Raw genomic sequence first — 11,882 nt, 5'->3', positions numbered from 1 at the left:
GCAGTAAAAAACCATCATTCCTTGCGGCTCATCCACTGCCGAATGACATCCTCGACATGCTCAATCTGCGCTTTCGCGCAATAAACACTACTCCTTGACGCCGAATCGCACAGAAACCTGGCACCGGAACCATCTGGCACGCACGCTATTGCCTGCGGCACAGGGAGATGCCCAGCATCCGCCTTTTGCACGGAGACGTCCCACACCGAATCGTCCTGCCCGTCGTCTTCCACGGACAAACACAACTCGATCAGCGCGGCGTCAATAACTATGGATAGCCGCCCATCCGCTTGGAGTTGAGTCGATTCAACCGTCTTGCCAATGCAGAAGAATACACGCGCAAGAAACTCACTCCGCCTGACAAAGAAATCGACTGATCTCGGCGTGGCAGGCGCCAGTCCTTTCTCGAGAATTGTCGCAGAACATCCAAAATCGGCGTCAACGTACAGGCTCTCGCCCGGAATCAAAACAGGATTGATGAATCGAAGGGAGATGGAAATGCTGGTAACACTAAGGCTGTCAAGGTACGCCCCTGCAAGCATATGACGCAGCGCGCCATCGGCCGTTTCCGTATCCAGCTCCATCTTTTCGTAAGTCGACGTCACAGCACACGGCGGTCTCAAGAAGCAAGCGCAACACGTGATCTGAATTCGGCGATCTCTTTGTCCATCACTTCGGCGGGCGTTTTCCAGCCAAGCGTCTGACGCGGGCGTGTGTTCATGAGCATCGCAACGTGATTGAGGTACTCCTGGCTCGCGCTCGACAGATCAATGCCCTTGGGCAGGAACTGCCGAAGCAATCCATTGGTGTTCTCGTTGCTGCCGCGCTGCCACGGCGCGTGTGGGTCAGCAAACCACACGTCGATATCCAGGCGATCCATCAGCTCTGGATAACACGTCAGCTCCGTGCCTTGGTCGTAGGTCAAACTGGTGCGCATGGATTCAGGCAGCTTTTTCAGTTGCCGACTGAAACCCTCCAGTGCCGCTTCAGCTGTGCAGCCATCCATCTTGCAGAGGATCACAAAGCGTGTCTTACGTTCGACCAGCGTCCCTACGCAGGAGCGGTTGAAAGCACCCTTGATCAAGTCGCCTTCCCAGTGGCCCGGAACCAGTCGCTTCTGCACTTCTTCCGGGCGATGCACGATACGCAGCTGCTCAGGAACCCATGTCCGCTTGGCTGCCGTCGTGCGGCGTAGACCTCGCGTCGGCTTGCTCTGCCGAAGCGCTTCCACCAGCTCTTTCTTCAGCCCTCCGCGCGGATGGGCATAGATGCTGGCGTAGATAGTCTCGTGGCTGACGCGCTGGCTGGAATCGTCCGGGTGCATGTCACGAAGCTTGGCAGCAATCTGCTGGGGCGACCAGCGATACAGCACCAAGTGATCACGAACGAACTGAGACAACTCGCTGCCCTCGGTCAGCCGCCGGTGCCGAACAGAGCGTAATCGGCGGGCACAATAGTCTTTGCCAGCCTCGCTGGCGCTGTACGCCCCAGCGATCTGGCGCGCCACCTCCCGGCTCAGGGTCGAAGGGCTGCGCCCCAAGCGCCTGGCGATGGATCGCATGCTCTTGCCATCCTGGATCTCGATCTGGACAACGGCGCGCTCTTCGGCGCTCAAATGGTTGTAATGCCTGGACATGCTGACACCCTACTGGTTAGTGGGTGTTGCACTTGGAAATTGAGTCTAAGCACTCCCGATCGAACGCGCATCAAAATCGAAGCCTACGAGTAAGCAGGCGTGAATTGATCACACCCGCGCGTTGAACAAGACGATTTCACCACCCCAGCGCCCGTCAGCCTCCACCATCATGCCCTTTAAGCCACTCAGCCAACCGTTCACCAATAGAACTTTCCCGAGGACAAACGCCAGTATTTAAACGACGTGAATTCCGAAATTCACATACGCGAAATCCCGACAATACATTCGCCGCATCCACACGCTTGCGCTCATCAGCGACATCAGCATGAATATGAATCGCTCCATTGCGAGAATTGCCCCTCAAAACGACAACATCCAAGACCTTTTTGCCCGCACTTGGCGATGACAGGTAACCAGACACCGTGCGCCCCCTGTCACTGAACGATATGGATGGATTGGTGATCGAGCCATCCAAAGAGTGAGCATCGCCTTCATAGATAATCATCGACATCCCGGCTTTCGACGTGACAGTATGAAGCCCAAAGTCCGCCGGAACCTCGTAGGAAACAATCATGAAGTCTGGAAGCCGGATGCAAGCTGACCTGAACGAATAATCACAAGGGTAACGCCACAACCTCGCATCCTGTGCAGCCGCGGGCGCCCCAATCAGGAGCGCCGTAAAAAACGTCCACGCATGCCGCCTTGTGACCCTCCCGAAACGAGCAGCCTGCATTGGCTTCGTTTTCCACCTATTTATGAACATTTGTCCTCGCATTCAACATCCCCTCTACCGTTCTGTCTTCTATCACGCCAGGAACCCTATTCATTATCTTATCGCCTTCGCTCGGTCGTGGGCGTCCTGTTGACTTGTCGTAGAGGTCATCCACGCCGGCAAGGTGCGCCACTTCATGCGGCACGACACCATTCCTCTGGAACCGTTTTGTTACGTCAATCTCTGACCTCTTTCCACCGAGTTCAGCGAAGCTGCGACCTTCGGGATGCGAGGTCTGCCCGTTCACAAGCACAATCTCGTTCCGCGCCTTTCGAGGCGTCCCTTTTCCGATGTCGGTGACTTCGAACTTGACTTGAGTCTGGCTACCGTTGACTTCGTAGGTGCCAGACATAGCGGCTACGTGGTCCTTAAAAGCAGCGATGTTCTGCGGCGTCGCCCCAGACCCAGTGAACTTCGCCGGAATCTGAACATTTGCAGTTCCATCCTTTGCCCGACTTACGATGGCAACACGGCCATCAGGGTCTTTAAACCTGTATGGATTGCCGTTGCCGTAGCGGTAGCGATTGAACTGCCTCACCGGATTCTCCAACGCGGGGGTGAACCCCATGAGGGCGACGCCGATGCGGCCGCCCCAGCTCAGTTTAGTAGTCAACCCCACTCTCCCTTTCATCCCGCATCCACCTAGCCGCGCACGTGGCCGCCGCAGAGGACGACGCTTCCATACGCTGTTGTCATGAGATAAATCGTAGAGGATGAGAGCCCCCGGAACACGCGGCAAGGCGTCAGTGTCGGCGAACGCCATTCTGTCGCAGCGGGTCCAGAAACCAAGCAGCACGTGGAAGCGAACTTCACAGTTTTTCTCATGGACGATCCTGCCACCCGCGTCGGACGATGACCGTGCTGAAGCCGAAGAGCGACAGCCGGGATTGGCATCCTGTACGCAATGATTTATTTGGCTCTGTTTTGCCCTTTGGGCACGGCGGAGAATGCACTGCATCGCTTGCCCGATCACGGTGGGCGGTGTGTGGGGATCCCTGATCCGCCGGATACTTTTGAATCATTGCACCGGTATGCCAACCCGCATCGCCTGCCACCTCGCGCTTCGGCGCAGGTGGCCTCAAGCCTTGTGAGGTCTACCAATGGATACCAAGCATCCGCTCAGCGCCAAGCGCCTGCATGCCCTGATGGGCGACAGGATCCACGACATCCCGCCCTACTTCGTGGAACAGCTGGAACGAAAGCTGCAAGAGATGGAGCAGCAGCGTGCGCAGCCTTCCCGCGTGGTGCGACTGAGGCCGGTCAACGCAGTCAACGATCAACGAACAGCATCAAACCACGACGGTGCTGCCAGCCTGCCCCATGTCGAGCGTGTCGCGATCCCCGTCACCACGCTGCAGGCGCTGGCGTATACCCTCGATATCCTGCACACCGCGCATCTGTTCCGACAGGACCACATCAGTGTCGGCATGGTCTCCGAACAGATGGTGGAAGGCCTGATCATCTCCGGGCAGGAGATGTTGAAGGGCTACGTCGCCGCAACATGGGCCGACGCATGAGCAGTACCGGGGATGGCCGCGCTGACAGCCGCGGCAGGAATCCACGCGCAGCGGAGATGGCAGACTATCTGGATGCGCGACTGCAGATGTTCGACGGCGACGAGCCCGGCATTGCAAGGGCCCTGTTACTGCTCTCCGAACTGCACGGCATCGATCGCGTCGCGGCAGCGTGCGGGCTCAACACTGAAACCATGCGTCGGCAGCTGAACGGCACGCGGCCACTGCACTTCGACACGGTCATGGGCGTAGTGGGTGCGCTGGGGATCCGGTTGCGGGTGGAGCCGCGCTGACCTGGCGTTGTGTCGTTAAAGAGGTCACGCGCGTCGACGCTGTTTCGGATTGGCTGCACGTACCGCTGCGAGCCTTGCCTCTGCGTTGGTCCGATTCGCGTCACTCAGCTGTACGCTTCCAGGGGGAAGAAACCAGCCCTTCACGCAGCCGAGATCACGTAGTGCGATCTGAACGTGATTGTCCCTGTCCGATCCGTGCCCCAGCGAGCACGGTACGCCATCATTTCGAGCACGGAAGCGGATCTTCCTTTGTCAGCTGCCACCCGCTCGGATGCCTGCTGAAACGCCAGCCCGGTTCGAGTTCCAGCGTCCAACCGGGACCTCTCCACGAATTGTTGCAGCCCTTTATCGCACCGCCTCCCACGCTGATCTGTGACCAGTCCGGCAACAGCAGTCCGCCTGAGTCGGCCGTCAGCTCGCCCCAGTCGTCGCGCACCGTGACCGGGGTGTATACGGTACCCACGCTGTCCAGCGGGAACAGGCTGCGCGGATCGAAGGACAGCGCTGGTTGCTTCAACGGAAAGCGGACGGCATCTTCTCCCAGCAGACGCACGCGAAGCGCTGCGCTGCGCCGCTCCCGTTCTTCGGCGCGCGCTCTTTCCTCGGCGCGCACCTGATCCATGCCATAGCGCTGGCCGACACGCGCGACGTCGATATTCGCCGGGCTGCTCCTGATGCGATCCGCCAGCAGTACGGGCAGACTCGTCCCTGCGGACAGTGCGCTGCGCCAGCCCGGTGACCAGCGGTCGAGCAGCATTCCATAGGCCGGACCGGTCGCATACGCCGCAGAGCGGACAAAGCTTTCCGAGCTCTCTGCCTTGGCCAACGCGTCTACGACCGCAGCCACGCCATCGCCCTGAGCTCCCGCGGCCGCGACGCTGCGGCCGGTGTACTCGGCCAGCCCCTCGTTGCGTTCCAGTTTGGCCTCTTCGGCCAAGGCATCCGTGCCAGGTGCCCCAGTGCCGCCCCGAAGCGCTCGAAACCTCAACGCTGCGGCGAAGTGCTTCCGCGCCTGCGCGTCGTCCCCGGTCGCGAGTGCGCGCGCCAGCGCACGCATTTCCAGCCTCAGCCAGGTACGGCCTGCTTCGCTATCCAGGTGAGCCGTATTGCCTTCGGAAGCGGGCAGGCCGAGGCCCGTTTGGATGCAGTGCCATTGCTCATGCCAGTACAGCGCAGCCAGTGCGCTGCTGTCCGTCGGCAGTGGCAGGAGCAGCGTCACGTGCGGCGCTCCTTCAACATCGATGCAGGTGTTGGCCGGCGGCTGATCCTTCCGAAGCATCACCGCCAAGGGCGCACCCGTCGCGGGATCGCTGCGCCAACTCATCCCCGATGACCGATCGCGGAGGATGGTGGGAGCATCCAGCTGGCGCCCCCATAACTCATGGGCGGCCCGCTTCTGGACGGGCGACTCCGCTATCACCGCGATCCGTTGCAAGGCCTCCGCGACGCCTGCGGGCGCCGCTTCGGCAACGGCCTTCTGTGGCAGCACGCAGATGGCAGCAAGACCTGCGGCGAGCCGCAGCGTGGCGGTCAATCGGCGCCCGGCACCTGCCGCGGAACGACGCGCAACGGAAATCCTTTCCATGCCTTCCTCACATTTCCCTGGGAGGGTGATTGCTGCTCACGGATGCATCTGCAACGGCGACCGGCAGATCTTATGACGATGACGAGCCGTCAACAACGTGCTGCCCGCCCACGCGATACTGTGGGCCGGACGCCACAGCCTGCCGGGTCGAAACGAGGAGCCACCGCTTGAGATCCGCCCTGCGATACATCGCCGCCCTGCTCGCGGCTGCCGGTGTGACCGGCGTTATTGCCAGCCTCATCCAGACCCAGCTCGTCCTGCAGGAACTGCGCGGTTTTGGCATTCCGGTGACGCCTGCTGTGCGGGCCTGGATCACGCTGGAAGACGTCGCGATGTTCGGCCCGGTCATGGCCGGGATCGCGGTGGCCGCATTGCTGCCCACGGTGCTGATTTGCCATCGGATCCTGCGCGTCGCGCCCTCAGGCTGGCGCAGGTGGGTCTTCACTGCAGCATCGGTGTGCGGGCTCTGGATGGCATTCTGGCTGATGCGCTCGGTGATTCCCATGCCCGCGATACCGGGCACCCGGGAATGGCTGGGGCATCTCCTGATGTCCTTGGCGGGTGGTGTCGGCGGCCTTGTGTATGCCAGCCTCGGCGCACCAGAGCGCGGGGAACTGCGGGCAGCCGCGCACAGACGAACGTGGCGCGATGCCACGATGGTGGCGACGCTGTTGATCTTCCCCTTGGCGCTGTTCCTTCTGATGGCGCCGCGCGCGGGCGACAAACCCGCCGCCGTGGATCCTGCGAGCTACGCGATCCAGACCGTTGCAACCGCCCTCAACCGCCCGTGGTCGGCCGCGTTCCTGCCTGATGGTCGCGTGCTGCTGACCGAGATGGGCGGTCGCCTGTTGGCGATCGGCCCGGATGGAGCCTCCTCGGAGATCTCGCTCGACGGGCTGCGGCCGATCTTCCAGCAGGGCGGCACCACCGGTCTGATGGATATCGCACTGGATCCACGGTTCGCCCAGAACGGCTGGATGTATCTGACCATGGGCTATGGCGAGGCGTCCGCAAATGGAGTGCGGCTGTTGCGGGCCCGGCTCGCGGGCGATCGGATCGAGGACGTCCGCGTGCTGTTCAACTCCACGCCGAAGGCAAGCGCGGGCAACAACGGCGGGCGCATCGCCTTTCTCCCGGATGACAGCCTGGTGCTGTCGCTGGGAGATGGGGGCCGCCGCCGCGAGGAGGCACAGAATCCCGCCAACGCTCTGGGCACCGTGATCCGGATTGATCGCGAAGGTCGGCCGGCTGCGGATAACCCCTTCGTCGGGCGGGCCGGGATGGCACCGGAGATCTACAGCGTGGGCCATCGCAATCCACAGGGCATCGCCGTGGACCCGGCAAACGGCGATCTGTTGCTGACCGAGCACGGTCCGCGCGGGGGAGATGAGATCAACCTCATCGTGCCGGGCGGCAATTACGGTTGGCCCATCGTCACTGGCGGCATCGATTATCCGTTCGCGCGCGTGTCGCCGTTCCGCAGCTTGCCGGGGTATCAGGATGCACTTCTCCAATGGACGCCTTCGATCGCGCCAGCGGGCTTGGCGATATATAACGGAGCGTTGTTCCCGCAGTGGCGTGGCGATCTGCTGGTGCCTGCGCTGAAGGAACGCGCGGTGCGGCGCGTTATCCGCGACGGACGGCGGATCGTCGGTCAACAACTGCTGCTGGCCGAATTGAACGAACGGATACGGGATGTAAAGGTTGCACCGGATGGGTCGGTGTACGTGCTCACCGATGGCACAGACGCCAAGCTGCTGCGGCTCACGCCCTCCGCCCGATCTGGCTGAGCAGCGATGCACATCGGTAGCGCCGACCCATGGTCGGCGAGCGCAGCGGGCTGCAGGCTCACGGAGTCCGCCGAGCACGGCTCGGCGCTACCGGGCTCTGCGATCCCGATGCACATCGGTAGCGCCGACCCATGGTCGGCGAGCGCAGCGGGCTGCAGGCTCACGGAGTCCGCCGAGCACGGCTCGGCGCTACCGGACTCTGCGATCCCGATGCACATCGGTAGCGCCGACCCATGGTCGGCGAGCGCAGCGGGCTGCTACACGTATTCGGAAATCTCGATCAAGTTCAGATCCGGATCACGCAGGTAGACAGAACGGATCGGGCCGGTCGCGCCGGTCCGGGCAACCGGGCCCTCGACAAGGGGCACGCCCAGTGATTCCAGTCTGGCGATGACCTCATCCAACGGCAACGAAGCGATGAAGCACAGATCCAACGCCCCCGCAACCGGCGTGTGCGCCTTGGGCTCGAACTCCCTGCCTTTGACGTGCAGGTTGATCTTCTGATTGCCGAAGCGGAATGCCTTTCGCCCTTCGCCGAAGCGCTCCAACTGCATGCCCAGCACATCCACGTAGAAGTGCGTCGCTGCCGCTTCGTCGGTCGTGGTCAGCACCAGGTGGTCAAGGTGGTCGATCATGAAACCCTCGCATCAGTTGCATCGGGGTGGGTAAGGCCCGAGGCGGCTTTCCCGCCCCGCCGCACCAATTTTACGCGACCCGCCGCAGCGCCAGCGCTATCCTCCGCGTTACGCCCCCGGCCACCTGAAAGGACGGAACCGATGCGCAAGGTCTCATCCCTGCTCGCCTGCGTGAGCCTCTGCACCGCCCTGCTCTGCCCACCTGCATGGAGCAGATCGCCCGCCCCGGCGGCACCACGTACCGAAACCGGTGAGCTGCAGGGAGCGCCCTGGCGGATCGACTACCCGGCCACCTGGAACGGCGAACTGGTACTGCTGGCGCATGGATTCGAAGCGCTCGGCACGCCTCGCCCAGTCCCGTGGCCGGCGAACGAATCCAGCGAGGCGCTGGTAAAGGCGGGCTACGCCGTAGCGCAGAGTGGCTACGCCAGCCAGGGCTGGGCGGTCAGCGATGCCATCGACGATACCGAGCGCCTGCGCCAGCACTTCATCGCGAAAAATCCCGCCACGAAGCGGACATGGATCCTGGGGTTCTCGATGGGCGGTGCGGTGGCGATCGCCACGCTGGAACGGCTGCCGCAGTATTACGACGGTGGCGTGTCGCTATGCGGCGCCAACCTGCCCGGTGATGTGCTGGCCGGGGAGATGCTGACCTCGCTGCTGGCCTTTGCGTACTTCTTCCCGGATGCCAAGGGGTTGCCCGCCGGTGGGCTGACTTCATCCGCCGTTGCAGGGCTGCCGCAGGGTACGGTGTATGAACGCATCGCTGCTGCCGTTGAAGCCAAGCCGGAAGCCGCCGCACCGCTGGCCAAGCGGCTTGAGGTGCAGGTCGATGAGCTGGCCGGCACGCTCAGCCTGCACACGCTGGTGTTCCAGCAGCTGGTCACGCGCAGCGGTGGGTTGCCGGTGGGCAACCAGGACACGGTGTACAGCGGCTTCGGGGATGACAAGGCATTCAATGCGGGCGTGCGCCGCGTGGCTGCCGATCCTGCTGCGCAGGCACGGTTGGAGCAGGCGCTACGCCTGACCGGCGCCCTGCGCAGACCGCTGCTGCTGCAGTACAACCATGAGGACCCCTCGGTTACGCCGCGCTTCGAGCCGGTGTACCTCGCGCTGGCGGCAAAGGCGGGCGCGCGGCCGGCACCGCGCGTGTTGCCGGCCACGGGCGAAGGACACTGCGCGTTCAAGCCGCAGGACGTGGTGGACGCGGTAGTGATGCAGAGCACCGCGGCGCGGTGACGGTCTCCCTGTCCGCACACATATCGGTAGCGCCGACCCATGGTCGGCGAGCGCAGCGGGCCGGATGCTCACGGAGTCCGCCGAGCGCGGCTCGGCGTTACCGGGCTATGGGGTGGGGTGCGAAGACTTCCGCCTGAACTTGCGTGACATCCACTCGCCCAGATCATCCACCACCGTGAACGCGGCAGGGATCACGATCAGGCTGAGCAGCGTGGAGGTGATCAACCCACCAATCACCGCGATCGCCATGGGCGCGCGGAAGCTGGAGTCACCGGCGAAGCCCAGCGCGATGGGCATCATGCCCGCGCCCATCGCCAGGGTGGTCATGATGATCGGCTGTGCACGCTTGCGGCAGGCATCCACCAGTGCATCGTGCTGGCTCATGCCGTGCTCGTCCTCGGCGATCACCGCGTAGTCCACCAGCAGGATCGAGTTCTTGGTGGCGATGCCGATCAGCATCAACAGCCCGATCAACGCCGGCAGCGACAGCATGTTCTGGGTGATCAGCAGCGCACCGAACGCACCACCGGCGCACAGCGGCACCGCCGCCAGGATGGTGACCGGCATCAGCGCATGGTTGAACAGCAGCAACAGCACCATGTAGATGCAGATCAACCCCGCCGCCATCGCCAGCATGAAGCCGATGAACAGTTCCACGAATACTTCGGCATCGCCGGTGTTGAGGAAACTCACGCCCGGCGGCAACTGCTTCACCCCGGGCAGCGCCTGCACCTCGGTCATCACCTCGCCCAGCGGACGCCCGTTGAGTTCAGCGGTGAGGGTGACATTGCGCTGGCGTTGGTAACGCGAAATCTGCGACGGGCCACTGCCCTGCTGGATATCGGCCACCGCGGCGAGCGGCACCGGGCCGTCGCGTCCGGGCACGCGCAGCTGGCCGATCAGCGCCGGATTGGCCAGCGTCGCTTCGGCGAAACCGACGCGGATCGGTACCTGCCGGTCCGGCAGGTTGAGCTTGGCCAGGCGTTGTTCGTAATCACCGGCGGTGGCGATGCGCGCGGCTTCGGCGATGTCCGCCGTTGCCACGCCCAGATCGGCGGCACGCGCCGAATCCGGAACGATCTGCACTTCCGGTCGCAGCAGCGAGGCGGTGGAAGTGACGCTGCCCAGCCCCTCGATGCCGCGCAGGTCGCGTTCCAGCGCGGTGGAGGCTTCCTGCAGGCGCTGCGGATCATCGCCGGACAGCACCAGCTGCAGCAGGTTGCCCGGTTCGGAACTCACGTAGCTCACGCGCACGCCGGGCAGGTTGGCCAGCTTGTGCCGGGCCTCGCGCTCCAGTGCACGCTGGTCGCGGTCGCGGTCATCGGCCGATCCCCAGTCCAGCACCAGCGTCGCTTTGCGTGGCTCGCCCACGCCGGTGGAACCGGGGTCACCCAGGTCCAGCACGCTGCCCACCGCGGTGTAGACCTGTTTCAGTTCCGGCATGTCCGTGAGCAGCGCGCGCGCGCGCTCGGCCACCGCCACGGTGTCCTGCAGACGCGTACCCGGCGGCAGTTCCAGGTTGAGGTTGCTGCGGCCCAGGTCGGACTGGGGAATGAAGGTCGCCGGGATGAACGGCACCAGCCCCAGCGAGGCGACGAACAGGCCGGTGGCCAGCCACAGCGTGCGGCCACGGTGGCGCAGCGCGGCATCCACCCAGCCCAGGTACCAGACCATCAGGCGCGAATCCGGCTTCTCTTCGCCGTGTGGCTTGAGCAGGTAGGCGGCCATCATCGGCGTGAGCAGGCGCGCCACCAGCAGCGAGAACAGCACCGCGGTGGCGGCGGTCCAGCCGAACTCGCGGAAGAACTTGCCCGCGATGCCGGGCATGAAGGCCACCGGCACGAACACCGCCGCCAGCGTCAGTGAGGTGGCGATGACCGCATTGCCGATCTCACCCGCCGCTTCGCGCGCAGCTTCCAGCGGCGGCTTGCCCATGCGCAGGTGGCGCACGATGTTCTCGATTTCCACGATGGCATCGTCGACCAGGATGCCGACCACCACCGACAGCGCCAGCAAGGTGATGATGTTCAGCGTGAAGCCGAAGAAGTACATCACCGCGAAGGTCGGGATGATCGACAGTGGCAACGCCAGCGCCGCCACCCAGGTCGCCCGCCAGTCGCGCAGGAACAGCCACACCACCAGCAGGGCCAGCAGCGCACCTTCCCACAGCATCGTCATCGACGAATCGTAGGAGCGGTGGGTCTCGTCGATGGCGGTGGTGACCAACCGGAAATCGATGCCCGGATGTTCGGCCTTGATCTTGTCCAGCGCGGCATGCACGCCGGCTTCCACCTTGACCTCGCTGGAGCCGCGCGTGCGCGACATCGAGAACGCCACGACCTGCTTGCCATCCAGCAGCGCCCGCTTCGGTGGGGTCGGCGGCCGCGTCGGTCACCGTGGCCAGCGTGGACAGGCGCA

Annotated in this window: 11 protein-coding genes; 4 read left to right on the top strand and 7 right to left on the bottom strand. The window is 63.6% G+C overall.

Translation table 11 applies throughout. The annotated features are described in order from the left end of the window. Positions 1 to 14 precede the first annotated feature (14 nt). From QE373_RS05960 to QE373_RS05945, 4 genes are all read right to left on the bottom strand, one after another. On the bottom strand, positions 15 to 584 hold the full coding sequence (locus QE373_RS05960; RefSeq protein ID WP_309684592.1) for a hypothetical protein: 570 nt from the start codon (positions 582 to 584) through the stop codon (positions 15 to 17). Positions 585 to 619: 35 nt separating this feature from the next. Further along, the gene (locus QE373_RS05955; RefSeq protein ID WP_309684588.1) at positions 620 to 1,636 is read right to left on the bottom strand and encodes an IS30 family transposase; all 1,017 of its coding nucleotides are present in this window, start codon (positions 1,634 to 1,636) and stop codon (positions 620 to 622) included. 154 nt (positions 1,637 to 1,790) lie between these two features. Then, complete coding sequence (locus QE373_RS05950) at positions 1,791 to 2,210, bottom strand: hypothetical protein (protein WP_309684586.1); 420 nt, start codon at positions 2,208 to 2,210, stop codon at positions 1,791 to 1,793. Positions 2,211 to 2,385: 175 nt separating this feature from the next. Next, the gene (locus QE373_RS05945) at positions 2,386 to 3,021 is read right to left on the bottom strand and encodes a hypothetical protein (protein ID WP_309684584.1); all 636 of its coding nucleotides are present in this window, start codon (positions 3,019 to 3,021) and stop codon (positions 2,386 to 2,388) included. 487 nt (positions 3,022 to 3,508) lie between these two features. Between QE373_RS05945 and QE373_RS05940 the strand changes: the two genes are divergently transcribed. Beyond that, positions 3,509 to 3,925 (top strand): hypothetical protein, encoded by a 417-nt coding sequence (locus QE373_RS05940; protein ID WP_309684582.1) that lies wholly within the window; start codon positions 3,509 to 3,511, stop codon positions 3,923 to 3,925. A 56-nt stretch (positions 3,926 to 3,981) separates the two neighbouring features. Continuing rightward, complete coding sequence (locus tag QE373_RS05935; RefSeq protein ID WP_309684579.1) at positions 3,982 to 4,215, top strand: hypothetical protein; 234 nt, start codon at positions 3,982 to 3,984, stop codon at positions 4,213 to 4,215. 220 nt (positions 4,216 to 4,435) lie between these two features. Here the strand turns inward: QE373_RS05935 and QE373_RS05930 are convergent, their stop codons facing one another. Beyond that, positions 4,436 to 5,800, bottom strand: coding sequence for a hypothetical protein (locus QE373_RS05930; RefSeq protein ID WP_309684576.1), 1,365 nt, complete (start codon positions 5,798 to 5,800; stop codon positions 4,436 to 4,438). A 167-nt stretch (positions 5,801 to 5,967) separates the two neighbouring features. Between QE373_RS05930 and QE373_RS05925 the strand changes: the two genes are divergently transcribed. Beyond that, a complete protein-coding gene (locus QE373_RS05925; RefSeq protein WP_309684571.1) occupies positions 5,968 to 7,590 on the top strand; it encodes a PQQ-dependent sugar dehydrogenase in 1,623 nt (540 codons plus the stop codon). A 257-nt stretch (positions 7,591 to 7,847) separates the two neighbouring features. Here the strand turns inward: QE373_RS05925 and QE373_RS05920 are convergent, their stop codons facing one another. Further along, a complete protein-coding gene (locus tag QE373_RS05920) occupies positions 7,848 to 8,225 on the bottom strand; it encodes a VOC family protein (RefSeq protein WP_309684567.1) in 378 nt (125 codons plus the stop codon). A gap of 141 nt (positions 8,226 to 8,366) precedes the next feature. Between QE373_RS05920 and QE373_RS05915 the strand changes: the two genes are divergently transcribed. After that, positions 8,367 to 9,464, top strand: a complete 1,098-nt coding sequence (locus QE373_RS05915; protein ID WP_309684564.1) for a hypothetical protein — start codon at positions 8,367 to 8,369, stop codon at positions 9,462 to 9,464. Between the two features lie 105 nt (positions 9,465 to 9,569). Here the strand turns inward: QE373_RS05915 and QE373_RS05910 are convergent, their stop codons facing one another. After that, entirely contained in the window at positions 9,570 to 11,789 is a 2,220-nt protein-coding gene (locus tag QE373_RS05910; protein ID WP_309684561.1) for an efflux RND transporter permease subunit, read from the bottom strand. Positions 11,790 to 11,882 lie beyond the last annotated feature (93 nt).

The sequence above is a fragment of the Stenotrophomonas sp. SORGH_AS_0321 genome, assembly GCF_031453215.1.
In the GTDB taxonomy this organism is placed as follows: Bacteria; Pseudomonadota; Gammaproteobacteria; order Xanthomonadales; family Xanthomonadaceae; genus Stenotrophomonas; species Stenotrophomonas chelatiphaga.
This window is presented reverse-complemented; position numbering and strand designations above follow the sequence as displayed.

What these genes read in the sequence shown, in the direction of transcription:
- QE373_RS05930 (WP_309684576.1), bottom strand. Translation starts at nt 5,800, where the DNA reads ATGGAAAGGATTTCCGTTGCGCGTCGTTCCGCGGCAGGTGCCGGGCGC.
- QE373_RS05920 (WP_309684567.1), bottom strand. Translation starts at nt 8,225, where the DNA reads ATGATCGACCACCTTGACCACCTGGTGCTGACCACGACCGACGAAGCG.
- QE373_RS05960 (WP_309684592.1), bottom strand. Translation starts at nt 584, where the DNA reads ATGGAGCTGGATACGGAAACGGCCGATGGCGCGCTGCGTCATATGCTT.
- QE373_RS05955 (WP_309684588.1), bottom strand. Translation starts at nt 1,636, where the DNA reads ATGTCCAGGCATTACAACCATTTGAGCGCCGAAGAGCGCGCCGTTGTC.
- QE373_RS05935 (WP_309684579.1), top strand. Translation starts at nt 3,982, where the DNA reads ATGGCAGACTATCTGGATGCGCGACTGCAGATGTTCGACGGCGACGAG.
- QE373_RS05915 (WP_309684564.1), top strand. Translation starts at nt 8,367, where the DNA reads ATGCGCAAGGTCTCATCCCTGCTCGCCTGCGTGAGCCTCTGCACCGCC.
- QE373_RS05910 (WP_309684561.1), bottom strand. Translation starts at nt 11,789, where the DNA reads ATGTCGCGCACGCGCGGCTCCAGCGAGGTCAAGGTGGAAGCCGGCGTG.
- QE373_RS05940 (WP_309684582.1), top strand. Translation starts at nt 3,509, where the DNA reads ATGGATACCAAGCATCCGCTCAGCGCCAAGCGCCTGCATGCCCTGATG.
- QE373_RS05950 (WP_309684586.1), bottom strand. Translation starts at nt 2,210, where the DNA reads ATGATTGTTTCCTACGAGGTTCCGGCGGACTTTGGGCTTCATACTGTC.